Genomic DNA, 23,473 nt, shown 5'->3' on the forward strand with positions numbered 1-23,473 from the left:
TGCTCTGCTTCAATCGATATATGTGCAGGTGGATGGCTTATTCAGGGGAGCCGATCCGGGCCGAGGACCTTTTGTTCCGGCCGACGCATTCGTTGATCGACCAGAGCTTGCACTCCCAACTGGGTGCGACGACCACGAACGGTGACGGCTTCGGGATCGGCTGGTACGGCGATGGCCCGCGACCTTCGGTGTTCAAGAACACCGAACCGGCATGGAACGACCGCAACTTGCGGGAGATCGCGGGCGCGGTGCGCACGTCGCTGTTCTTCGCGCACGTGCGCGCGTCGACCGGGACCTCGGTGCAGCGCAGCAACTGTCACCCGTTCCGGCACGGGCACTGGTTGTGGATGCACAACGGAGCGCTGCGCGGGTTCCGCCAGTGCAAGCGTGATCTGATGACGGCGGTCGATCCGCTCCTGTTCGCCGACATCGAGGGATCTACCGATTCCGAGTTGCTCTTCTTCCTTGCCCTGACCTTCGGGCTCGTCCACGACCCGTTCGAGGCGGTCGCCCGCGCGGTCGGCCTCGTAGAAGACGTCGGCCGGGCGCACGAGGTCGAGGCTCCGGTACAGATGACCGTCGCGACCACCGACGGCGAATCCATGTGGTTCTTCCGGTATTCCACCGAGCGGCAGACGCGATCGCTGTTCTATTCCAACGATGTCGCGAAAGTGCGCGCCCTGCATCCGGAGGTGAAAGCTCTCCGCGCGCTGGGGGAGGAGGCCCGGTTCGTGGTCTCCGAGCCGCTGCGTGACCTGCCGGGAGCGTGGAACGAAGTCCAGGAATCGTCGGCAGGCGTCGTCCGCCTCGGTCACGATGAAACGCGCCCGTTCGAGCCGGTCGCACCGTGACCCACCGGACGGCCGCGGTGAACGATCGGATCGCCACCCGCGCCGAACGTGCCGAGCAGGGTGAATCCGCTCGGCGGACTACCCCTTTCGCCGCTCTCGCCGAACACGACGCCACCGGCAGGGACCCGGTCGACCTGCTCGATCGGCAGGCTCGATCCAGGATTCCGGAACTGGTTCCAGTGCGGTACGGCCGCATGGCGAACTCACCGTTCGCCTTTTATCGCGGCGCGGCCCTGGTCATGGCGGACGATCTGTCCCGAGCGCCCACGACGGGGCTGCACACTCAACTGTGCGGTGATGCCCACCTGAGCAATTTCGGAATCTTCGCGACACCCGAACGCCGCCTGGCCTTCGACATCAACGATTTCGACGAGACATACCCCGGTCCGTTCGAATGGGATGTCAAACGGCTCGTCACCAGCCTGGCGGTCGCCGCCGGAGAGAACGGCTTCTCCGCCAGACAGCGGCTGAAAGTCACGCTAGCGTGTGCGGCGGAATACCGGACCACGATGCGGGACCAAGCCGAGCGGAGCACCACAGCCGTGTGGTACTCGCGCATCGATCCCACGGCCGAATTGCCCGAATTGCGCGACGAGCTGGACACCTCGACCCAGGAGCGGGTGCGCAAGGCGCTCGCGAAGTCGCGGACGCACGACAGCCACCACGCCCTGGCGAAGCTGACCACCCGTGTCGACGGCAGGCCGCGGATCATCAGCGATCCGCCCCTACTCGTCCCGCTCGAGGAACTCTTCGCCGATGTCGACGCCGAGCAGCTGTATCGCGAACTACGCCAACGTCTCAGCGATTACCGTGCGACTCTGCAGGACAATCGCCGCGCGCTGCTGGACCAATTCGAGTTCACGCAAGCCGCGCGCAAGGTGGTCGGCGTGGGGAGCGTGGGCACCCGCGCTTGGATCGTCCTGATGCTGGGAGTCGACGGAGATCCGTTGTTTCTGCAGGCGAAAGAGGCCCAACCGTCGGTATTGGCACGGTATCTGGCGGGCCCGTCGTATCCGAACCAAGGGGAGCGGGTAGTGCGTGGGCAGCGGCTGATGCAGGCGGCGAGCGACATCCTGCTGGGCTGGCAACACGGTCCCGACATCGACGGCGAGCAGCGGGACTTCTACTTCCGGCAGCTACGCGACGGCAAGGGCTCGGCGGTGATCGAGACCATGGGTCCCAAGGGACTGCGACTCTACGGCCGACTGTGCGGGCGGGTGCTGGCTTACGCACACGCCCGCGCGGGCGACCGGATAGCGATCGCTTCGTACCTCGGCACGACAGACGAGTTCGACCATGCCATGGCGGAATACGCCGAAACCTACGCCGACCAGAACGCGCGCGACCATGCCGAACTCGAGCGCGCGATCCAGGAAGGCCGCATCACCGCACGAACCGGAATGTAAGACCATCGTCGTCTCCGAATACCCGTGGGCGCCTTGCTCATTGCGCAGGACGGTTAGGCTGCGACCTTGTGCGCGAGCTGTCGTCGGTGTCGAGGTTGTGGGTCGTTTGGGTGGTTACTCGATTACTGATGGTGGTGTTCACCGGTGTGACGGCGTTGCCGCACAGCGTCTGGGATGCCTCGGCGGCGGACTTGACCCTGTACGGCGCGTGGGCCGAACATATCGTGCACCAGAACGCTTTCCCGTTGGACGACGAACGCTGGCAGTACCCGCCCGGGGCGGGTGCGTTGCTGGTGGTGCCCTGGCTGATCGGCGGTGGGTTGGGCTACAACTGGTTGTTCTTCGCGCTGGTCGCGGCAGCGGACGCCGGTGTGCTCAGCTTGTTGATCAGGGCGGCGCGGGCTGACGGGCTGCGGACAGCGCAGGCCGGGCCGTGGATTTGGACGCTCGGAGTGGCCTTGCTTGGCCGGGTCTGTTACGGCCGATTCGATTTGATCGTAGCCGCGACCGCGATCGCGGCACTGTTGTGGTCAGCGCGCCGACCGGCGGCGGCAGGCGTGGCCGCCGCCGCGGGTGTGTTGCTGAAACTGTGGCCGGTGGTGGTCGTGCTCGGGCTGCGCCGACGGACGCTGTGGCGCATGAGCGCGGCGGCGGCCTGCGCCGGCCTGGTTGCAATGGCGGGATTGACCGCGTTGGGTCCGGGCGCGTGGTCGTTTCTGGAGTTTCAGTCGAAGCGGGGATTGCAGATCGAATCCGTCGCTGCCACACCGTTGTTGGTTGCTCGGCTGATGAACGGCGGCTGGACCATCGTGCATCGTTATGGGGCGGAGGAGCTGTCCGGCCCTGCGGTGTCCACCGTGGCCAGGGGATGCGTGGCCGTCATGATCATCGGCGGCGCGGTGTTGCTGATCACCTGGTGGCGCGTGCGTCCTCCGGCGACGGATCTGGCATTGGCGGCGGTGCTGCTCGCCTTGGCGGCCAGTCGGGTGCTCAGCCCGCAGTACTTGGTGTGGGCGGTCGGGGTCGCCGCGGTCTGCGCGCTCGACCCGCGCACCACGCAGCGGCCTGTGCTGGTGCTGGTACTCGCGACGGCACTGGCGAGTCAGGTGGAGTTCCCGTTCCTCTACGACCGGGTCGCCACCGGAAGCGGACCGGGAGTAGTGGTCCTGGCAGTGCGCAACGGCCTGCTGCTCTGGGCAACCGCGTGGTCGCTTGTACGTCTGTGGCGCGACAACTTCCAACCGTCTCGTGAAAGCCCGGAAGTGCCGATAACGGTCGTCGGGGCCGCGTCGTCGGCCTGAACGACGCCGTGCACTTCCGGCGCGTGCGGCCACATCCCCGAACTTTCCACTGGCGGGAGGGACAGTCGAGCCGGGCGATCGATGTTCCGGGAAAGATGACGTGTCGTCGGCCCCCGGACCGGCAGCTCACCGTGAGAAGGAGCCGAATTCGATGAGGATCACCCGAACACTTCGCCTCGGTATCGGGGCGATCGCCGTCGCCCTCGTCGCCGCCGCCTGCGGTGGCGGCAGCGACCCCGCGACCACCGCCGATCACGTGCGGGACGGCAAGCTGACCATCGGCATCAAGTTCGACCAGCCAGGACTCGGATTCCGTGAAGCGGACGGCTCCTACCAAGGGTATGACGTCGAGATCGCCAAGTACGTAGCGAGCAAGCTCGGCGTGCGGCCCGACGGCATCACCTTCAAAGAGACGCCGTCGGCCCGGCGGGAGACGATGATCATGAACGGCGAGGTGGACTTCATCGTCGCCACTTATTCGATAACCGACGCGCGCAAGGAGAAAGTCGACTTCGCCGGACCGTATTTCGTGGCCGGGCAGGCGCTGCTGGTGAAGAAGGAGACCACCGATATCACCGGTGTCGAGTCGCTGAACGGCAACAAGAAACTTTGCTCGGTCAAAGGCTCCACCCCGGCGCAATACGTCAAGGATCACTACGCCAAAGATGTTCAGCTGGTGGAGCTCGACACCTACTCGCAGTGCATCGAAGCTCTGCGCCGCGGTTCGGTCGATGTGGTGACCACCGACGACATCATCCTCGCCGGTTTCGCGGGGCAGGCGTCAGGGGAACTGAAGCTGGTCGGCAACACGTTCACCACCGAGAAGTACGGTATCGGCCTGAAGAAGGGCGACCAGGAAACCCGGAACAAGATCAACGACGCGCTCGAGCAAATGGTGGCCGACGGTTCGTGGCAGAAGGCGTTCGAGGAAACGATCGGGCCGCTGCGTGATTCGACGTTGACGCCGCCCGCCGTCGACCGATACTGATCGGAACTCACCGCTTCCGGCAGCCGCACGGACAGCAGCCCGCTGCACATTTCGAGCACGCGGACGGCATATCCACCGTCGTGTCGAGCAAGCCCGGTTTCGGGCGGAGGTGAGGTAGCCGGTTGTCACGTCCGCGACGCCTACTGACACCCCCGTCGGCAATCCCCGCCACCCGGGCCGGGCGTGCGTACCATCACCGGCATGCAGCTATCTACCCGCAATCAACTTGACGGCGCCGTCGTCTCGATCACCCGCGGCGAAGCCATGGCCGTGGTCCGGGTCCGGCTCACCGGGGGTGACGAGATCACCTCCTCGATCACCCGCGACGCAGTCGAAGACCTGCGACTCACCGAAGGCACACGCGTCAAAGTCCTCATCAAGTCGACCGAGGTGGCGCTCGGCGTCGAATAGCCGGGCGCCACCGTCGCCAATTCCGCTGGGACGACCCTGTATTCGTGGGTCACATCAGCTGCGGACCGAATATTGTCGGCAGATTCCGCTTCGGCTCATCTACACGGCGGACGCGCCGACCCTGCGAGGCATGCTGAGGTCGAGAAGCGTGGACCGGCCACCCGACGCGTGGGTTGATGCTTCCTGCCACACCGAAGCGAACGCACTGGCCGAATGGGGGATGGGTGCTGCCACGATGTCCATACCGGGCGCGGACGGGGAAGAACCAATTGCTCTTCCCTTTTAACATATATCGCACTGGGGGACTTGCGGCAAGGGCCGGGTCGTGCTGCAAAATCTTCGGCCGAAGCCAGAACCTGCGGAAATCGGCGATTCGCGAGGCACGTGCGCTCGCGGATTTCCGCCGGACCAGCTGGCCGAGATGCGACACCAACGGATGGGCGGTTCATGTTTGACGTGATCATTGTCGGCGGCGGACCGACCGGCTTGATGCTGGTCAGCGAGTTGCGGCTGCACGGCGTGCACACGCTGGTACTGGAGAAGGAGATGGAACCGTCCACGCTGTCCCGGGGGCAGGGCCTACACGCGCGCAGTGTCGAGATGATGGACCAGCGCGGCCTGCTGGACCGGTTCCTCGCGGTCAGTAAAAAGTTCCAAGTCGGCGGTCTTTTCGGCGGCATCGTCAAGCCGTGGCCGGAACGGTTGGACACGGCGCACCCGTACGGCCTCGCCACTCCACAGCCCGTCACCGAACGGCTGCTCAACGCGCACGCCCTCGAGGTCGGCGCCGAGATCCGGCGCGGCTGCGAAGTGGTGGGGCTGAGTCAGGACGAGCACGGGGTGACCGTCGCGTTGGCCGACGGCACGCAACTACGCTCGCGCTACCTCGTCGGCTGCGACGGCGGCCGCAGCACGGTGCGCAAACTGCTCGGCGTCGGCTTCCCCGGCGAACCCACCAAAGTCGAGACGTTGCTCGGTGAAATGGAGGTGACCGAGGACCCGGCGAAGGTGGCCGCGATCGTCGAGGAAGTCCACAAAACGCAGAAGCGGTTCGGCGCCGCCCGCTCCGGTGACGACGGAAGGCTGTTCCGTATCGTCGTGCCTGCCGAGGGCGTGTCGGACGATCGTGCGGCCCCGACCCTGGAGGAGTTCAAGCGGCAACTGCAGGCGTTCTCGGGCACCGACTTCGGGGTGCACTCCCCGCGCTCGCTGTCCCGCTTCGGCGACGCTACGCGGCAGGCCGAGCGTTACCGGGTCGACCGGGTGCTGCTGGCCGGCGACGCTGCGCACATCCATCCGCCGACCGGCGGGCAAGGGATGAACCTCGGCATCCAGGACGCGTTCAACCTCGGCTGGAAACTGGCCGCCGAGGTGAACGGCTGGGCGCCGGAGGGACTGCTCGACACCTATCACGCCGAACGACACCCGGTGGGCGCGCGTGTGCTGGAGAACACCCGCGCGCAGATCACGCTGATGGGAACCGATCCGGGCGCGACCGCGCTGCGCGAGCTGTTCTCGAAGTTGATGGACTTCGAGGAGGTCAACCGGTATATCACCGAGATCATCACCGCGGTCGGGGTCCGCTACGACTTCGGCGAGGGGCACGACCTGCTCGGCCGGCGGATGCGGGACGTCGGGCTGAAGCGGGGTCGTCTCTACGAACTGATGCACGGCGGGCGTGGGTTGCTGCTCGACCAGACCGGCCGGCTTTCGGTAACGGGGTGGGCGGATCGGGTGGACCACGTCGTCGATGTCAGCGAGGAACTGGAGGTGCCCGCCGTGCTGCTGCGGCCGGACGGCCACGTGGCCTGGGTCGGTGCAGACCAGCAGGATCTGCTCGAGCACCTGCCCCGGTGGTTCGGCGCCGCAGCGGGCTGATTCGCCGACTGGCCGCCGGACCCCGCGAGTGCACCGGGGACAGCGGGGTAAGGCGGTCAATGGTTGTCTCGGTCTGGCGGTGGACGCATGGTCTGCCGGCGCCGCCAGGCCGAGGGCCCGGCCCCGCGGGCGCGTTTGAACGCGACGCTGAAAGCGAAGGCGTCGTGGTATCCGACATGATGAGCGATGGTCGCGATGGTGGCGTCGGTATCGCGCAGGGCGTCCGCGGCCAGAGTCATTCGCCAATCGGTGAGATAGGTCAGCGGCGGGCGTCCGAGCAGGGCGGTGAAGCGCGCGGCGAAGGAGGCTCTGGACATGTTGGCCTCCTCGGCCAACGCGGCAACGGTCCAGCGGTGGGCCGGATCGTTGTGGAGCGCGTGGAGAGCACGGCCGATCCGCGGGTCGATCATCGCGTGATACCAGCCGGGTGGCGTCGCGCCGGGCGCGGCCCACCAGGCGCGCAGCGCCAGCACGAGCACCAGATCGAGCAACCGATGCAGGACGGCGTCTTGTCCCGGCTCGTCCCGGGCGGCTTCGGTGGTGAGCAGATGCAACGCGGCGCTGGTCCGTGATCCGGCAGGTACGACCGCCACGGGTGGCAGCAGATCGAGTACTCGCTCGCCCACGTCGCCATGAAGTACGAAGGAGCCACGCAGCACTGTCGTGGCTCCTGGCAGACCGTCACCGTAGGTGCGTGGGCCCATATTCCGGAGCGCGCCCGGTTCCCGGCTGTGGTCGAGGACGACTTTGCACCCCTCCTCGATCAAAATCTGAGGCGGGGTGGTCGGACTATCGGCAACCGTATATCCGCCGGTCGTTTTCACCACGGCGATACCACCCTCGGGCACCGGCACCTTTGTCGTGTGGGCATCGTCGAGCCGCAAGTGCGCCGGACCGCCCAGCACCGCGACGACAGCGAGCGCTGGATGTCCGGATGCGGCGAAGGTCAGCGACCACGGCGGCCGCTGGATGAGCTGGCGTACCTCGGTATTGCCCACTCGCGCTCGATGCAACAGATCACTCAGCACGTCCACAGCGACCAACGTTAGACGATCACAAAGAAATCCCGGATCTTCTCCCATGGATCGTCTGGCTGCTGCTCGATTGGATGATTGCCATGACCAACATCCTGATTCTCGGCGGCACCGGTAAGACCGGCCGACGGATCGCACGCCACCTCCGAGCCGCGGGCCATCCGGTACGGGCGGTCGCCCGCACCGGGGGCGATATGTCGTTCGACCTGGGCGACCCGACGACTTGGTCGGCCGTGCTCGACGGCGCCACCTCCGCCTATCTCGTGGAACCGGCCCTGCAATTCACCGATGAGGGCCGAGCGCGTATCCCGAAATTCATCGAGGCGGCGGTCGGGGCCGGTGTCCGGCGGCTCGTACTACTGTCCGCACCGGCCGCCGACCAGGCCGATCATCCCCTGCACGCCGCCGAGCGCGCGACCCGGGACAGCGGGCTGGAATGGACCATTCTGCGACCCAACTGGTTCGCGCAGAATTTCAGTGAAAGTTTCTGGCTGTCCGGCATTCTCAATGGCGCGCTCCATATCCCCACCGGCGACGGTCGTACCCCGTTCGTCGACGCCGACGACATCGCCGAAGTAGCGGCGCAAGCACTGATCGATGACCGGCACAGCGGTAACACCTACGAGCTGACCGGCCCGAGGGCGATCAGCTTCGGCGAAGCCGTGGACATGATCGGAGCGACCATCGGCCGCACGATCCGCCACGTCGACATCGACCCCGTGACTTTCGTCGAACAGCAAATCGGCTTCGGTGTCTCGCCCGAGGCTGCGCGGCTACTCACCGACATTCTCACCCGGCTTCCCCACGGCGGCCCGGGCACGACCCCCACCGATGACGTGCACCGAGCTCTTCACCGTCCGGCCCGGACATTCGAGAACTATGTCGCGGAATCCGCCGCCTCAGGCTGTTGGCGCCGGACCACTACCTCCTAGCGCAACCGCGCGGCCGATGCTGACAACGGGATCGTCGGGTCGAAACCGGCACCATCGCCCTGCACGAGGTTCTGGCCGCAGAAAGAGTGGGTGGCGATCAGGAGGACAGGTTCAGCTATCAGTTTTCGAGAGCGGACTGCGGGTAACACGACCTCGTTGGATGCGGGAATGGGGAAGGAATCGACTATGGGAAAGCAATCGTTCAGCAAAGGCGACGAAGTCGAATGGAACAGCCACGGCAGTACCGCCGAGGGCGAGGTGGAAGACGTGATCACGTCCGACACCGAAGCGGCGGGCCGAACGGTACGGGCCTCCGAACAAGATCCGCAGTATCGGGTGCGCAGTGCGAAGAGCGGCCGTGACGCGGTGCACAAGCCCGGCGCGCTACGTCCGCACGACGATTGACATCGAAAATCGGAGCCGCGCCATGACGACGGAAGACAAAGACACGCGTACGGAATTCGACAACATCGTCAACATGACGGCGAAAGAACTGCGCCGGTGGCTCGACACCGACGAGTCGAAGTCGGTGGGGCAGAAACCGAAAGACGGCGGCGAGTCGACCGGGCACGCGAGCGGGCGGCGCATCGCGGACATCCTCGAGAAGAAGAAACCGACCGACGATGATTACGCGCACATGCGCAAAGTCATCGGCTATGCGCACCGCCATCTCGAGCAGCGACCCTCCGGCGAAATCGAGAACACCAAATGGCGATACTCGCTGATGAACTGGGGCCACGATCCGATGAAAAGCTGACGGCAGCAGCGAATACGCGTCACATCCAGCTCTTGCCGATTCGAGCCGTCTCCGGCGGGCAGGGGCAGACGCCGGCGCCGCTAATCGCGCCAGACAGGTGGGCGCTTCGCCAGGAAGGCCGCCATTCCTTCGCGGGCGCCGGGAAGTTGGGCGGCTGCGGCCATGACTTCCAGGGCGAGGGCGTAGGCGTCTGCCTCGGGGCGGTCGAGCTGGCGGTAGAGGGTGCGTTTGCCCAGTGCTTTGCTGCCGCGGCTGCCGCGGGTAGCTCGGGCGAGCAACTCGTCGACGGCGGTGTCGAGCTCGGCGTCCGGCACCGCTCGGTTGATCAGGCCCCACTGTTCGGCGGTGCGGGCATCGATCGGGTCGCCGGTGAGGGCGAGTTCCATCAGTCGTTTGCGGCCGACGGCGCGGGCTACCGGCACCGCGGGGGTGTGGCAGAACCAGCCGCCCTTGCCACCGGGGAGCGCGAAACCGGCCGATTCGGCGGCGATGGCCAGATCGCACGAGGCCACCAGTTGGCAGCCGGCAGCCGTGGCCAGACCTTGCACGCGGGCGATCACCACCTGCGGTACCGACTCGATGGTCGACATGAGCTCGGTGCACAGTGTGAGCAGTTCCCGCACGCCGAGCAGGTCGCGTGCGGCGACATCGGCGAAATCATGTCCCGCGGAGAACACCGGACCGGCTGCCCCGAGCACTATCCCGGTGGCGTCCGTCTCGCCCGCAGCGCGGAAGGAGGCGAGCAACTCGGCCAGATGTTCGCCGGACAGGGTATTGCGTCGCTCCGGCCGGTTCATCGTGATGCGCACTGTGTCGCCGTCCCGCGCGACCAGCACATGCTGATACTCCAAGGCGGTCATATCTCCACCGTAGAGCTATACGGGGAACGACACGACACTTCCGGGATGATCTCCGAACAGCTCGCACGGCTGGGTGCCCCGCTGGGCGGTGGTGGTGGCGGGGCCGCGTCCCGGCTGTGGCGACCTCGATGCGGATGGCCTGCTCGGCATCTTCCTCGCCGCAGGCGCCCGATCGGACGCAGTTGACCCTTCACCGAGCGCTAAGGCTTGTTCGGCATCGAAGTCGGTAGCGACGCGGCCGACGCTCGGATACCGCAGTGCTCATGTTCGTCAGGATTGGCAACACTGCAAACTGATCGGATGATTGTGGGGATCGACGGCTCATGTTCAGCTCGATGCCAACTGGCGGTCGGGCTCGGACGGTACGCATCGCTGGTGAGAATGCACCGCAGTACCCGAAGCGCGCTCGTCATGGTCGCCGTGTGCGCGACCGCCGTTCTGTCCGCTTGCTCGTCGTCGAACTCGGAGGCGGGCTTCACCGCCGCCAAGGACCAGCCCTTGGTGATCTCGCTGGATGATCTGCTGGCGGCGACCGGCGGCAGCGCCGCGGTCGGGATCACCGATCCGCAGCACGGCACGATCACCCGTCGCACCGACGGTGCGGTGGTGTACACGCCTGCGGCTGGATACACCGGTTCCGACAGCATCACCGTGACCACCACCGACGCCGTGAAGCTGTTCACCACCGATATCCCGCCGCTCGGTGACTTCGGTGGCGTGAGTCTGCAGGGCAGCGGATACGGGTCGGCGTTCACGCCGGTGCCCGGATCGACCGACGAGTTCTACGGTCTCACCGACCGCGGTCCGAACGTGGACGGCAAGGGCAAGAATGAGAAGCTCACGCCGATACCGACTTTCACGCCCACCATCGCGAAATTCAAGTTGGTCGGCACCAAGGCGGTGCTGGAAAGCGCCATTCCCCTGAAGAATTCAGCGGGCCAGCCGTTCAACGGCCTGGTCGACGCCTCCGCAAGCACCGGCGAGACCATCCGCGACCTCAACGGCACCGTCCTGCCGCCGACCGATCACGGCATCGACAGCGAAGGCCTGGTCGCGATGCCCGACGGCAGCTTCTGGGTGTCCGACGAGTACGGGCCGTTCGTCGTGCACTTCGACGCCAACGGCACCGAGCTGGAGCGGCTCGCACCGGGACGCGGTCTGCCCAAAGAGCTTTCGCTGCGCACCCCGAACCAGGGTATGGAGGGGCTCACCATCACGCCGGACGGCAGCACATTGGTCGGCATCGTGCAGAGTGCACTGAACGAGCCAGGTGTCGCGTCGGCGCGTGAGGTGCCCATGACCCGGATCGTCACCGTGGATCTGAAGACCCGGGACGTCAAGGAATTCGTATATCCGCTGGAGAATCCGAAGCAGAAGCTCGCGGTCTCCGAGATCACGGCGCTGAGCGAGACCACCTTCCTGGTCGACGAACGCGACGGCGGCAAATCGCCCAAGGCCGACAAGAAGCTGTGGACCATCGACATCACCGGCGCCACCGACGTCGGCCCGCAGGCGAAAATCCAGAACGCGCACTATGATCCACAACTCGGCCTGCTGGTCGACGGCAAGCCGCTGGAACTCCTCGTCGGTGCCGTGCCCGCTGCCGAAGGCGTCGCCACGCTGCGGAAGGCGAGTGTCACCCCCGTCGCCAAGAAGTCTGCCCTGGACCTCGGCGGTCTGCTGGACGGCCTGAACGCCGACGGCAAGTTCTTCGGCCACGACAAGATCGAGGGCGTCGCCACCCGCGACGGCGGCAAGACCCTCTACATCGCCGACGACAGCGACTTCGGCATCGAGGCCGCCACCGGCGACCAGCCGCCGTTCGGACTGAAAGCCAAGCTCCTCGCCAACGGCGCCCAGGACACGGGTGAGGTGCTGATGGTCGACACCACCAAGCTGCCCGCCAAGACGCAGACGCGGACGCTCACGATCACCGTGAAGTAGCGGACGTATGGCGCCGGGCACCGTCGCGAACCCTCCCCGAAGTGGCAACAGCCGTGACCGGGAGGGCGCCATTGGTCAGTGCGAAAACACGTGTTCGGTCCTCTGGAGCCGCTATTCCCGGGGTGACACCGTGCCCTGCCCGCTGTCCGGCCTGTGCCCGGCAGTCGACCAGCTGGTGCGACCGGTTTCTCGGCGGCGAATGGCTCGGCGCAGGGAAGAGGCATCGGCGTAGCCGACTCGATGGGCGGCAGCCTCCGCAGTGGTTCCCGATCGGATCAGCGTCAACGCGGTGTCCGTGCGGATGTACTGGACGAAGGCTTGCGGGCTGAGGCCGGTAGCGCGCTGCAGGCGTCGTGCGAGTGTGCGGGTATGAAGTCCCACCGCGTCGGCGAGATCGGCGGTCGTGAAGGATCGGCGGAGATTGCTGACGATCCAGTCGTGGGCGTGCACCAGATCGGGGTCGTCGGCGATCAGCACGGTGAGCATCATGTAGGGACGCTGCGAGGTCCGGCGGTCGATGAGCTGATAGCGGGCGCACAGATCGGCCACGTCCGAGCCGGTGAGCATCTCGATCGCCGCGAGCATGACGTCGACATGGGCGAGTGATGCTCCGCCGGTGACCGTGCGGCCGTGCCGGACCAAGATCTTGTCGGGTTCGACGGTGATCGCGGGGTGCCGTGCCTGGAGTTCGGCTGCGAGGAACCAGGATGTCGTCGCGCGGCCACCGTCGAGCGCTCCGGTTCGCGCGAGCAGGAACACGCTCGAACAAGAGGCGGCCACCCGAGCCTGCGAGTTCACGGCCTCGGACAGAATTCGCATCGACCACGGATCGCTCGCTCGCGCCAGAACGGCGTCCAGTTCGCTCACCGATACGCACCCCATTCCCGGAGTAGCGAGCAGATCGAGCGCGCCGGGCAATTGATCGCCAGGGCGCAATGCGGTGATCTCGAAAGGGCGGGACCGGCCGAGAGCTTCCGCGGCGCGGTTGGCCGACTCGAGCATGTCGTGACTGATCGCGATTCCGGTGGCTCGCATATCCGGCAGTTCGAGCACTGCGGCTTTCACGTCTCGATCATATCCGGTTCGTGTCCGCGCAGAATTCGTGGACGATCGTGGCAGGTGATTGTCGCCTCGGTCAATTCTCGTTCACCGAGTCCCAATTATTCCCGCAGGCCGATAGTACTCATGACCCCGGACGGTAACAGTGCCCGCCGATTGCCACACGGGCTCGACCGATCATCTGTCACGAGTGGTCTCTATTTTGTCCAACTCGGCCCTGGTCCTCGATATTCGAATACTCATAGGGTCGAGTTCGTCGATTCCCGAAGGAGGACAGACTGTGACTTCCGCCCTGTCGCTCGCCACGACGTCGAACATCGCATTCGACCAGTTCTGCCGCGCCGTCATGGGCCTGGTACACGAGAGCTGTTGCGCGGCACCGAGTCTATCCGTGGTGCGATCGCGTCCGGCACAGCCGATGCGGCAGAACAGCCTGTTCAAGCGGCTCGGCCGAGACGCCTGGACCGAGACGGTGTCCACACGGGACTCGATCCTGCCCACGATCCGTGGCGCCTTCGTCCTGCCGGATGTGACCATCGCCCACATGGACAGGCCGGATGCGGTGCATGTCGACGTCTATGTGGTCGACGGCCGGATCGACAGCATCACCCCGGCCGGTGCGATGCAACCTCCGCCACAGGCGACGGTGTTCGAGGAAGCTCGCGGCGGCTTCGTCGCGAGCGCGCTGATCGACATGCATGTGCACATGCCCCCTGACAGCGTGCTTCGGCTGACCGATCTGTTCCTACTGCAAACCCTGCGGCACGGGATCACGGTTCTTCGCGACGCGGGCGACACCGACGGGACGGCGACACCGGCGGCGCTGGCATCGGTGGTCGCCGGCGCCCTGCCCGGACCGGAGATCCACTACGCCTACGGGTTCGTGAACTCCCCACCGGCACGGTGGTCCAACTCGTTCGGCTACGCCGATCCGGAGCAGGCGCCGGGCATCATCGATCGGCTGCGGCACCTGGGGGCCACGTGGGTCAAATCCTATGAGAATCTCGATGTGCCGCGCATCGTCGCGCTCAAAGCAGCGGCACGTGCGGCCGGCATGGGAGTTCTCGGACACGTCCCGTACGGGCTCGGGCACGAGGATGCGCAACTGCCGGATGGGCAGCACCTGTTCGGCATGGCGCCGCCGGCCAGTATTCGGCGGGACCACGTCTTCAATCGCATGATCGACTGGGACGCGGTCGACGACCGCCGCATCGATCTCGTCCGGCAGGTGAGCGCCGACCGCGGGCTCGCGGTCACGCCGACGCTGAACACCTCCACCGGCGTCCTCGATCTCGAGCGGCATCACCAAGCGCGCGACGAGCCCACAGCGCGAGCGCTGCCGTCGTTCTACTCGGCCATCGTGTGGCACCCTCGACACGGCATCCCCGCCTATCGCGACATCCGACGCGAGGACTTCGATCGGTGCAGGCGCGCCGTGGAGCGCAAACACCTGCTCGTCAACCGTCTCTTCGGTGACGGTGTGCCGCTGCGGTTGGGTACCGACACCCAGCAACCGTTCGTCGCGCCGGGGATCGCCCTGCATCGCGAACTCGAGGCCTTCGAGCAAGCCGGTATCCCACGCCGGGACTCGTGGCGGCTGGCCACCGCCACCGCGGCGAGCGCGCTCGGACTCACCGATATCGGCACCGTGGATCGTGGTGCGCGCGCCGAACTCGTCGTCACTCGATCGGATCCACGCCATTCGAGCTGGTCGGTGAGCCGGGACCTGACGGCGACGGTGGCCAAGGGAACGTTGATCACCGCAGCGGATCTCGACGTGGCCATCGGCAAAGAGCTCGCCCGCTTCGAGGGTGCCTTCGGCGAGTTCACCACGCGATTGCTCGCGCGCCTGACCATGCGGCGGCTCGCCAGGAACTTCGTCAGTTGACCCTGCGATATCCCGTGCGCGCCCGACCGCTCGGCCGGTTGGGCGCATTGACATGACGGACATCATGCGAGAGCGTAGTTCACATGATGGTCGACATGCGAAATTCTCCCTCCGGGGAGGGGCAGCGGGCGCGACAGAAACGAGAGTCGTTGACGCGCATCCTCGACGCGAGCGCCGCTCGGCTGCGGGCGGATGGTCCCGATGGCGGCGCTATCGGGAAGGTCATGCGGGACGCGGGCCTGACGCACGGAGCCTTCTACTCACACTTCGCGAGTAAGGACGATCTGGCCATCGCGGCCTTCCGGCACGGGCTTGCCGAAAGCCGGCCGCGTTGGATCGGCAAGACGCGCGACGCGTCCTGGGGCGCCCGCGCGGCCCGACTCGCGCGCGGCTATCTCAACCGGACCCACCGCGACGAGCGGGCGGATTCGTGCGCGTTCTCGGCGATCGGATCCGACGCCGCGCGCATGCCCGCCGAGTTCCGGTCAGCCTACGAGGAGGAACTGCGCAAGACTCTCAACGCGATGGGTGGCCGTCCGGTGGACGATCCGCAGGAGCACGAACTCTATGACGAAGCCATCGCGACCCTGGCCTTGTGTATCGGCGGACTCGTGCTGTCACGGGCTGTGGAATCCGAGTCCTTCTCGTCGCGGATTCTTCGCGTGTGCCGGAACGCGGCGGCGCGGATGGGCGCCGCGGTCGACGAGCGCGCCGAGCGCGGGCCTGGGGCAGAGGTGTGAGTGATCGGACTGCCGCAGCGGGATAGACCTGCCTTCAACGGGACACCTACACATAAGGAGACTCTGTAATGCCATACAGTACAGCGCCTTTCGCGGCGAAGAAATTCTCGGATGTTCGCGGACAGCGCATGGCCTACATCGACGAGGGGCAGGGCGACGCCATTGTCTTTCAACACGGCAACCCCACATCGTCGTATCTGTGGCGCAACGTCATGCCGCACTGTGCGGGGCTGGGACGGTTGATCGCCTGCGACCTCATCGGCATGGGTGATTCCAGCAAGCTCCCCGATTCCGGTCCCGACCGATACACCTATGCCGAGCACCGCTCGTATCTCTTCGATCTGTGGGATGCGCTCGATCTCGGCGACAATATCGTGCTGGTCCTCCACGACTGGGGTTCGGCTTCGGGATTCGATTGGGCCAACCAGCACCGCGACCGCGTCCGGGCAATCGTCTACATGGAAAGCATTGTCATGCCGGTGACGTGGGAACAGTGGCCCGAAGGCGCACGGGGCGTGTTCCAGGGTTTCCGGTCGCCTGCCGGTGAGGGAATGGTGCTCGAGAAGAACATCTTCGTCGAGCGGGTTCTCCCCGGTTCGGTACTCCGGGCGCTGAGCGACGCGGAGATGGCGGAATATCGGCGGCCGTTCGCGTCGCCGGGCGAGGATCGCCGGCCCACTCTGAGCTGGCCTCGCCAGATCCCGATCGAAGGGGAGCCGAAGGATGTCGTCGAGGTGGTCGAGGACTACGGACGATGGTTGAGCACCAGCGATGTCCCGAAGTTGTTCGTCAACGCGGAACCGGGCTCCATTCTCACCGGACCGCAACGCGAATTCTGCCGCACCTGGCCCAATCAGCGCGAAACGACCGTCGCGGGATCACATTTCATTCAGGAAGACAGCCCTGATGAAATCGGCACCGCCATAGCGGAATTCGTCAAGGAAGTACGCTACTGAAGGTGCGTAAGACGCCGAGGCGACAGCGACTGGGCCGGTCGGCGAGCATATGTCCAGCAGCCGCGCTGGTCCGGTGGAGTCACGGATCCCGGTGAGGTCGATGATCACGGCGACGTACTTGTCGCCGCGCGGTCTTCGGGGGCGGTGATCGTCCGGTGGCGCTGGTCCTGTCAGACGCGGTCGTGGAGAGTGACCTGGTAGCCGTCGGGGTCGGCGAAGGTGAATGTCCGACCGAAGGGGCCGTCGATCGGTGCGGAGACGATGGTGTGACCGTCGGCGACGAGAGCATCGTGAATGGCCTGGACGTCGGTGGCGTGGAGCCAGATCGCGGCGCCGATGCCGGGCTGAGCGACGGATGCGAGATCGGTGCCGGGAACGACGTCGCGGAGTGCGAACGCGATCGGCTTCGTCTCGAAGACGACGGCGTGTGGAGGTCCGGCCTGCGAGCGGACGAGGCCGAGGTACTGCTCGTAGAACGCCTGCGAAGCAACCAGGTCGCGCGCTTGCAGCGAGATGAAGTCGGGGCCGGTAACGGGCATGATGATCTCCTCATTATGTGTCAGTTTTCTGACATGGGGCCAAACTATGTCAGAATACTGACATGAGTCAAGACCGTGCGGGCGTCGACTTGGAAACGTCACTGGGCTACCTGCTGAAAGAGGCGTCGAGCGTCCTGCGCGTAGCCATGGAGGAGGTGCTGCGGCCACTCGGGATGAGCGTGACGCACTACTCTTGCCTCGAGCTGCTGGCGCAACGACCGGGCCTGTCGAACTCCGAGCTCGCGCGGGGCGCGTTCGTGACACGGCAGACGATGAACGTGCTACTCCAGGCTCTGGAACGAGACGGCTACGTGACCAGGCCCGCGGAGGCGCCCGTCGGGAAGGTTCTTCCCACACGGCTCACGCCCCGCGGACGACGGAGCCTCGAGAAGGCGACCGTGGCGGTCCGGTCCGTCGAGGTCAGAATGCTCGCCGGCCTGACCGAGACCGAGCGGTCCAGCGCGTTGCGGATCCTGCGGAGCATGATCCATTCCCTGCGCGATGGCAACGACGGTGCATAGCTCGTTCCCCGGCGCACGTCTCGTCGCGCTAATTGTGCTCGCGGCATTCGCTGGCGGTCAGTGCGTTGCGTAGTGCGGCGCTGCTTTGGTAGCCGACCATCGGCGCGATCTTGGTGAGGGGAAGGTCGGTGGTGCGCTGGAGGTGGCGGGCGCGTTCGGCGCGAATGTGTTGCACGAGGGTATTGGGGCTGGTGCCCAGTTGTTGCCGGACGTGACGCTCCAGAGTGCGACGGGTGGTCCCGATCGCGGTGGCGGCGTCGGCAATCGAGATGGGTTCGGTGAGATGTGCGCGGATCCAGTTTTCGAAGTCGGTGATGAGCCGGTCGGTGCTGGAGAGATAGCCGAGGGCGGATTCGATACTGCGGGAGGGACGTTCATCGATGAGCAGAGTCGCAGCCGTGAAGTCGGCGAGTTGTGAACTCGCCCGAGCCACGAGGTTGATCGCGAGATCGATGTGGGCGAACGCGGCGCCCGCTGTGGTGATGTGCCCGTCTTGGACGACCATGCGGGTCATGTCGAGATCGACGCGCGGGTAGCGGCGCTGGAATTCGGTGGTGAGCCACCAGCTGGTGGTGGCGCGGCGTCCGTTGAGGATGCCCGCCTCCGCCAGCAGCAGTGTGCCGGTGCAGGCGGCGGCTAGTTGACGGCCTTCGTCTGCCCAGTCGCGTAGCTGCGTGCGCAGCCGATGTATGTCGGGGCGCAGGAGGGCGTCGATCACGCCGGGTGGGCTGTTGGCGCCGATGGCGGGAATGACGAGGATGTCGAGATCGCCCATGCGGGCATCATCGAAGGTGAAGTCGATCGGGACCAGCAGGCCGCCCTGCGTCGGGATCGGTGCCGGGGTCGCCGCGATTGTGCGGACGGAAATCGCCGGAATGTTCCGGTCGACTCGTTCTCGTGCGGCTTCGGCGGTACGTAGGACGTCCAAGACGGTGGTCAGGCCGGAGTCCCAGCCGCCGGCGATCGCGGCTACCCCGATCTTCATGTCGCAAAGTGTAGCCGTTTTGTCGCAATCATTAGTTTTGTCGTCAATAGTGTCGCGGCCATGACAACGAATACCGCATTGATGGTCACCTTCACCACCGCCGAGGGCAAAGCGGACGCCTTCGCCGAACTCCTCGAACGCGCCCGTCCCTTGATCGAAGCCGAAGCCGGGACGACGGTGTGGTTGCTGAAGGCACAGGTCGATTCTCGGCCATATTGTTTCCGGCGGCTCGGAACTTTCCGCGTCGCCGGACAGTCCGCGAAGGACGGCTCGCGCACGGACTGCTCGCATTTCCGAACACACGAGTCGATGGTGAAACAGGCCGTGTCGAGGGTGGTCTCGGCATGACCGAGAATCTGCGGCCAAGTGCGGTCCTCACCGTCGAGCGGCGCGGGCATGTCTTGTTGATGGGCCTGAATCGCCCTGCCAAACGCAATGCGTTCGACATGGAGTTGCTGCGTGCGCTCGGAAATGCCTACTACGTCCTGGAAACGGACGACGACCTGCGGTGCGGTGTCCTGTACGGCCACGGCGCGAATTTCACCGGCGGGCTCGATCTGGCCGATGTGCTGCCGCAGATCACCGACAGCAGCGTCGATTGGGCCGAGGACGAGTTGAATCCGGTGTCCACCACCGGACCGGCGCGCACGACTCCGGTCGTGGCGGCCGTGCACGGATGGTCCATGACCATCGGTATCGAACTGCTGCTCGCCGCGGACGTGCGCATCGCCGCCGCCGACGCTCAGTTCGCGCAGATGGAAGTGCAGCGCGGTATCTTTCCCCTCGGTGGCGCGACCTACCGGCTTCCGCGCGAGGCGGGATGGGGCAACGCGATGCGCTGGCTGCTCACCGGAGATCCGTTCGACGCGAACGAAGCACTGCGCCTCGGGCTCGTCCAAGAGGTGGTCGAGCCCGGCCGTCAACTCGAGCGTGCGCTCGAGCTGGCGGAACGGATCAGCGAGCAAGCGCCGCTCGGTATCGAGGCGACCATGGCTTCGGCCCGGCGCGCGTTAAACGACGGCGAGGTCGTCGCGGGCGAAGCCATCCGTGCGGACTTGCGGCGTCTGGTCACCAGTGAGGATGCCAGGGAAGGCATGCTGTCGTTCCTGGAGCGGCGACCGGCACGATTCACCGGGCGATAACAAGCGGATGCCGGGGCCGAGTTCGCAGTCAGGAAACGCAACGTTATGCCATCTGACAGTTGATTTCGGCCTCGGCTCACCACTGCACTTCATCCCTTCCCTGGAAGCGGCGGTGATATTCGCACGTGAGTCGACTGCGAAGGGATGGGCCCGGACCGTGACACTCGATGATCGAGCCGCACGCCCGGGCTGCTGCCTACCTGGGGAGGAAGATCATGCAGGTGGTGGTGGCGTGCGCGACGAGCTTGCCGCTTTCGTCGAAGGCCTTGCCTTCGTCTGCGGTGGCCACCGTTCGCCCGACATGGATCACTCTGCCCTCAGTGGTGATTCGCCCGGCATCGAGCGCGACGGAGCGGATGTAGTTCACCTTCAGCTCCAGAGTGGTGTAGCGAGCTCCGGCCGGAAGGGTGGTGTGCACCGCACACGCCATGACCGAGTCGAGCAACGTGGCCGCGATGCCGCCGTGGACCTGGCCGAGCGGGTTCGAGAAGTCCGGCTGCGTACGTATCGACATCGCCGCATACCCCTTCTCGACCTCATCCATGGTGATACCGATCAAGCGGCCGATGGACGATGTGTCGGCAGGCCGATCCCGTTGGGCCCAGCGCATCAGTTCGAGTCCACTCATGCTGGTGAAGTCGACTGCGGTCATGGTTGTCTTCCTGTCGGTCTCGTCGGGGCGTTCGTCAACCGCGCTCACCGATCGTGCCCCCGCTCATCACCAGGACATCGGCGCCGGGATCGCGGCGCAGATGCGGAACCACCGAGCGCCAGGCGTCCGCGAGGTTGTCGCCGACCGAAACAGCTTGGATGGCAGTGACATTTGGTGGCAGCGGGAGCAGTGCACAGCTCGCGAACGGGGCCCGCACGAGGTCGGAGAACAGTCCGCCGTATCCGCCGCCGAACGGGATTCCGTATGCCGCCACACCGTGGGCGGCGGTGGCTCGGCAGTAGAGCGGCAGGTCCGCGCGGCACCGGTCGCAGTTCCCGCAGGACACGTGGTAGGGGATCGCGACCAGGTCACCGGGGGCGATACCGGTCACCGCGTCCCCGACCTCGACGACCTCGCCGACGCCTTCATGGCCGATGGCGAACGGGGCGTCGACACCCGGGAGGGGCACCGCGCCGCGGATCACTCGCTGATCCAGATCGCAGGTCGAGACCGCGATGGGCCGGACCAGCGCGTCGGTCCGGCTTCGGATCACCGGCTCGGGTTCGTCGCGCCATTCCAAGCCCCCGGCTCCGTTGTAGTAGAGCACTCGCATGCGTCGCAGCTTTCGTCTCGGTCCGGCGACGGCGCCGGACTGGTTGGGGTGTGTCATTCGGTCATGCTTGATGGGTGATGATCGGCGGATGCTCGGCGTCGACGGGTACCGTCGCCGTGGCGTCGTGTGTGCGCTCGCCGAAATACAGCAGTTCCCAGACGGTTCGCCCGTCGAGACTGTCGGTGTGACCGTCGCTGGTGTGCGTCAACGTCACGTCGCCGAGGAAGCGGTGGTAGGCGCCGTACTCGCCGAAGTCCAGCCGGAAGATGTCGTCGAGGTAGGTGAAGGTGACGGTGTAGGTCGTGCCCGCTTCCTCGATCGTGTACCGCAGCCGCTTGTCGAACGGCACGCCGCTGTCGGGATGTACGGCGGTGTCGTCCGCGGCGACCTCGATGCCTTCCGCGCCCACTCTGGCGGCCACGATCTTGCCCGCCTCGACGATCAGCAGTACGGGGACCGTCACGCCGCCGTACTGATCATCAGCGACGAACGTCAGTGTCACGATCGTGTAGTCGCCGAGCAATGCTCGACCCCAATACCAGTGGTCGAGGATCTTTCGTGGTGCGATGTTGCCCCAGTTGTGGTCGTGGTAGCCCAGTCCCATCGATCGCACGACCTCGCCGTCCACGGTCAGAACGGCGTCGACGGCACCCCTCGCCACCACCGGCAACCAGGCGATGTAGTGCTCTTCGTTCTCGCCGAAGAAGAGCAGCCCCGATTCAGGCCGCCATGGTGGCACCTGCGGGGTCAGCGTGAGGTCGACGATCACTTCATCGATCTCGACATGGATGGTGTAGCCCTCGGGGCCACCGCGGAAGACGTTGGCGCCGATCCACACGTCGCAGCCGTCGGTGGCGGCTCGGAAGGCGTCCGGTGACTCGATGCAGGTCTTCTGAATTCGTGTTCCGTCCGGGCGCGTCAACGTCAGCAACACGAACGGAGTCAGCGGCGCCTTGGGGGAGGCATACGGCGGCTTGGTGTGGAACTCGACCGTGAGTGTCGAACCATCCTCCAAATGTGCGTCGCAGTACCACCATTCGAAGGTCCCGTCGGCAGCGCCGGTGCGGAGGCCGTCCTCCCAGGGCTCGATCACGCCGGGCGTGAGACCCAACCGCTGGTAGTGGCTGGGGCTGTTGCCAATGACAGCTTTCATCGGTGTTCCTCACCTTTGATGACTCGAACGACTCGGTTTGGCGTGGCGGTGACACTGCTGTCCGGAGTTCTCGCTTCGGACTCGACCAGCGGCAGGGACCGTGCGAGCCCTTGAGCGCACACCACGACCGATGGTTAAGGAGTTGAGTATTTGTGTTCCCGTTGCCACGTTCGCGACGCTAGCCCTCGACCTGGTCAAGATTGCGACAATAGAACTAACCTTTGCGACATCATGCGCCTTTGCGCTATGGAATCAGTGCCGCTGCACGACTGCTGAGCCTGCCTTGGCCCGATTTGCGCCAGCGCGCGAAACGTTGGCCTCGACGCCATGGCCAGGGAAGCATGTAGTAAGAATGTTGACTATGGCGCGCGTCGCGTAGACGCCTGGAACAGGCCGCCATGGCAGTGCGGCACGCTACGCCGCTGAATTCGCCGCGCCCGAGAGCATCGGCCGCGATATGGAGAAGCAACCAGATGAGTCAGACTTACTTTCAGGTGATCGCCCACTACCACGTGCAGCCGGAGCAGCTGACGGCCGTCCTCGAACTGCTCGCCCGGTTGCGCGCCGCCAGCCGTGAAGAACCGGCCAACCTGTCTTACGACTATTTCCAAAATACCGACGACCCAACGCACCTGGTGATCCTCGAGCGTTACACCGATGCCGAGGGCTTCGCCGCCCACCGCGAATACGAGCACTTCCGGACTTTGGGAATCGACGGAATCATTCCGCGACTGGATCGCAGGCAGGTCGACACCTACCCGGTCGTCGCGGCCGGCTGAGACTGCTGCCGCGGGCCGGTCATCGGCGCGCCGAAACGCGAAATACCCGCCTACCTGGCAATGATCGCGTTACCGGGTAGGCGG

At 65.7% G+C, this 23,473-nt stretch carries 25 protein-coding genes; 17 read left to right on the forward strand and 8 right to left on the reverse strand.

Annotated features, from left to right (window positions below):
• Positions 1 to 32 precede the first annotated feature (32 nt).
• From ACL03I_RS08150 to rox, 6 genes are all read left to right on the forward strand, one after another.
• Entirely contained in the window at positions 33 to 851 is an 819-nt protein-coding gene (locus ACL03I_RS08150; RefSeq protein WP_355073888.1) for a class II glutamine amidotransferase, read from the forward strand.
• Positions 848 to 2,257: a DUF2252 domain-containing protein gene (locus ACL03I_RS08155; protein ID WP_412805547.1), complete on the forward strand. Its 1,410-nt coding sequence runs from the start codon at positions 848 to 850 to the stop codon at positions 2,255 to 2,257. The genes ACL03I_RS08150 and ACL03I_RS08155 overlap by 4 nt, the downstream gene beginning before the upstream one ends.
• A gap of 128 nt (positions 2,258 to 2,385) precedes the next feature.
• Entirely contained in the window at positions 2,386 to 3,558 is a 1,173-nt protein-coding gene (locus tag ACL03I_RS08160) for a glycosyltransferase 87 family protein (protein ID WP_412805548.1), read from the forward strand.
• Positions 3,559 to 3,709: 151 nt separating this feature from the next.
• A complete protein-coding gene (locus ACL03I_RS08165) occupies positions 3,710 to 4,546 on the forward strand; it encodes a glutamate ABC transporter substrate-binding protein (RefSeq protein ID WP_355073883.1) in 837 nt (278 codons plus the stop codon).
• A 201-nt stretch (positions 4,547 to 4,747) separates the two neighbouring features.
• The gene (locus tag ACL03I_RS08170) at positions 4,748 to 4,957 is read left to right on the forward strand and encodes a TOBE domain-containing protein (protein ID WP_355073881.1); all 210 of its coding nucleotides are present in this window, start codon (positions 4,748 to 4,750) and stop codon (positions 4,955 to 4,957) included.
• A 447-nt stretch (positions 4,958 to 5,404) separates the two neighbouring features.
• Positions 5,405 to 6,835: a rifampin monooxygenase gene (gene rox, locus ACL03I_RS08175; protein WP_412805549.1), complete on the forward strand. Its 1,431-nt coding sequence runs from the start codon at positions 5,405 to 5,407 to the stop codon at positions 6,833 to 6,835.
• 56 nt (positions 6,836 to 6,891) lie between these two features.
• On the opposite strand, the gene ACL03I_RS08180 is transcribed toward rox, so the two are convergent.
• Positions 6,892 to 7,869, reverse strand: a complete 978-nt coding sequence (locus ACL03I_RS08180; RefSeq protein WP_412805550.1) for an AraC family transcriptional regulator — start codon at positions 7,867 to 7,869, stop codon at positions 6,892 to 6,894.
• Positions 7,870 to 7,952: 83 nt separating this feature from the next.
• Here ACL03I_RS08180 and ACL03I_RS08185 point away from each other — a divergent pair, with 83 nt between their 5' ends.
• The 3 genes from ACL03I_RS08185 (at position 7,953) to ACL03I_RS08195 (ending at position 9,558) form a co-directional block, all read left to right on the forward strand.
• Positions 7,953 to 8,801: an NmrA family NAD(P)-binding protein gene (locus ACL03I_RS08185; protein WP_412805551.1), complete on the forward strand. Its 849-nt coding sequence runs from the start codon at positions 7,953 to 7,955 to the stop codon at positions 8,799 to 8,801.
• Between the two features lie 186 nt (positions 8,802 to 8,987).
• A complete protein-coding gene (locus ACL03I_RS08190; RefSeq protein ID WP_355073875.1) occupies positions 8,988 to 9,206 on the forward strand; it encodes a hypervirulence associated TUDOR domain-containing protein in 219 nt (72 codons plus the stop codon).
• Between the two features lie 22 nt (positions 9,207 to 9,228).
• On the forward strand, positions 9,229 to 9,558 hold the full coding sequence (locus tag ACL03I_RS08195; RefSeq protein WP_355073873.1) for a DUF3140 domain-containing protein: 330 nt from the start codon (positions 9,229 to 9,231) through the stop codon (positions 9,556 to 9,558).
• Between the two features lie 80 nt (positions 9,559 to 9,638).
• On the opposite strand, the gene ACL03I_RS08200 is transcribed toward ACL03I_RS08195, so the two are convergent.
• On the reverse strand, positions 9,639 to 10,418 hold the full coding sequence (locus ACL03I_RS08200; RefSeq protein WP_412805552.1) for an enoyl-CoA hydratase-related protein: 780 nt from the start codon (positions 10,416 to 10,418) through the stop codon (positions 9,639 to 9,641).
• A gap of 381 nt (positions 10,419 to 10,799) precedes the next feature.
• Between ACL03I_RS08200 and ACL03I_RS08205 the strand changes: the two genes are divergently transcribed.
• Positions 10,800 to 12,362, forward strand: coding sequence for an esterase-like activity of phytase family protein (locus ACL03I_RS08205; RefSeq protein WP_412805600.1), 1,563 nt, complete (start codon positions 10,800 to 10,802; stop codon positions 12,360 to 12,362).
• A 111-nt stretch (positions 12,363 to 12,473) separates the two neighbouring features.
• On the opposite strand, the gene ACL03I_RS08210 is transcribed toward ACL03I_RS08205, so the two are convergent.
• Positions 12,474 to 13,427 (reverse strand): GlxA family transcriptional regulator, encoded by a 954-nt coding sequence (locus ACL03I_RS08210; protein WP_412805553.1) that lies wholly within the window; start codon positions 13,425 to 13,427, stop codon positions 12,474 to 12,476.
• A 274-nt stretch (positions 13,428 to 13,701) separates the two neighbouring features.
• Between ACL03I_RS08210 and ACL03I_RS08215 the strand changes: the two genes are divergently transcribed.
• From ACL03I_RS08215 to ACL03I_RS08225, 3 genes are all read left to right on the forward strand, one after another.
• A complete protein-coding gene (locus tag ACL03I_RS08215; RefSeq protein ID WP_412805554.1) occupies positions 13,702 to 15,309 on the forward strand; it encodes an amidohydrolase family protein in 1,608 nt (535 codons plus the stop codon).
• A gap of 83 nt (positions 15,310 to 15,392) precedes the next feature.
• On the forward strand, positions 15,393 to 16,049 hold the full coding sequence (locus ACL03I_RS08220) for a TetR/AcrR family transcriptional regulator (RefSeq protein ID WP_397075930.1): 657 nt from the start codon (positions 15,393 to 15,395) through the stop codon (positions 16,047 to 16,049).
• Between the two features lie 68 nt (positions 16,050 to 16,117).
• Positions 16,118 to 17,005: a haloalkane dehalogenase gene (locus ACL03I_RS08225; protein WP_412805555.1), complete on the forward strand. Its 888-nt coding sequence runs from the start codon at positions 16,118 to 16,120 to the stop codon at positions 17,003 to 17,005.
• A gap of 170 nt (positions 17,006 to 17,175) precedes the next feature.
• On the opposite strand, the gene ACL03I_RS08230 is transcribed toward ACL03I_RS08225, so the two are convergent.
• Entirely contained in the window at positions 17,176 to 17,544 is a 369-nt protein-coding gene (locus ACL03I_RS08230; RefSeq protein ID WP_355073863.1) for a VOC family protein, read from the reverse strand.
• Positions 17,545 to 17,606: 62 nt separating this feature from the next.
• Between ACL03I_RS08230 and ACL03I_RS08235 the strand changes: the two genes are divergently transcribed.
• The gene (locus tag ACL03I_RS08235; protein WP_355073861.1) at positions 17,607 to 18,065 is read left to right on the forward strand and encodes a MarR family winged helix-turn-helix transcriptional regulator; all 459 of its coding nucleotides are present in this window, start codon (positions 17,607 to 17,609) and stop codon (positions 18,063 to 18,065) included.
• A 28-nt stretch (positions 18,066 to 18,093) separates the two neighbouring features.
• On the opposite strand, the gene ACL03I_RS08240 is transcribed toward ACL03I_RS08235, so the two are convergent.
• Positions 18,094 to 19,050, reverse strand: coding sequence for a GlxA family transcriptional regulator (locus ACL03I_RS08240; protein ID WP_356964269.1), 957 nt, complete (start codon positions 19,048 to 19,050; stop codon positions 18,094 to 18,096).
• 60 nt (positions 19,051 to 19,110) lie between these two features.
• On the opposite strand from ACL03I_RS08240, the gene ACL03I_RS08245 reads away from it, so the two are divergent.
• Both ACL03I_RS08245 and ACL03I_RS08250 read left to right on the forward strand, forming a co-directional pair.
• A complete protein-coding gene (locus ACL03I_RS08245; RefSeq protein ID WP_412805556.1) occupies positions 19,111 to 19,398 on the forward strand; it encodes a hypothetical protein in 288 nt (95 codons plus the stop codon).
• Positions 19,395 to 20,192: a crotonase/enoyl-CoA hydratase family protein gene (locus tag ACL03I_RS08250; RefSeq protein WP_412805557.1), complete on the forward strand. Its 798-nt coding sequence runs from the start codon at positions 19,395 to 19,397 to the stop codon at positions 20,190 to 20,192. Before ACL03I_RS08245 ends, ACL03I_RS08250 begins: the two co-directional genes overlap by 4 nt.
• Before the next feature lie 196 nt (positions 20,193 to 20,388).
• Here the strand turns inward: ACL03I_RS08250 and ACL03I_RS08255 are convergent, their stop codons facing one another.
• From ACL03I_RS08255 to ACL03I_RS08265, 3 genes are read right to left on the reverse strand one after another with little or no spacing between them, the layout of a single operon-like run.
• Positions 20,389 to 20,844: a PaaI family thioesterase gene (locus ACL03I_RS08255; protein ID WP_412805558.1), complete on the reverse strand. Its 456-nt coding sequence runs from the start codon at positions 20,842 to 20,844 to the stop codon at positions 20,389 to 20,391.
• Between the two features lie 34 nt (positions 20,845 to 20,878).
• Positions 20,879 to 21,514, reverse strand: coding sequence for an alcohol dehydrogenase catalytic domain-containing protein (locus ACL03I_RS08260; RefSeq protein ID WP_412805559.1), 636 nt, complete (start codon positions 21,512 to 21,514; stop codon positions 20,879 to 20,881).
• A 4-nt stretch (positions 21,515 to 21,518) separates the two neighbouring features.
• Complete coding sequence (locus tag ACL03I_RS08265; RefSeq protein WP_412805560.1) at positions 21,519 to 22,610, reverse strand: hydroxyneurosporene dehydrogenase; 1,092 nt, start codon at positions 22,608 to 22,610, stop codon at positions 21,519 to 21,521.
• A 473-nt stretch (positions 22,611 to 23,083) separates the two neighbouring features.
• On the opposite strand from ACL03I_RS08265, the gene ACL03I_RS08270 reads away from it, so the two are divergent.
• Positions 23,084 to 23,389 (forward strand): putative quinol monooxygenase, encoded by a 306-nt coding sequence (locus ACL03I_RS08270; RefSeq protein WP_355073852.1) that lies wholly within the window; start codon positions 23,084 to 23,086, stop codon positions 23,387 to 23,389.
• Positions 23,390 to 23,473: the final 84 nt, after the last annotated feature.

This window comes from Nocardia sichangensis (assembly GCF_047200615.1).
GTDB classification, from domain to species: domain Bacteria; phylum Actinomycetota; class Actinomycetes; order Mycobacteriales; family Mycobacteriaceae; genus Nocardia; species Nocardia sichangensis.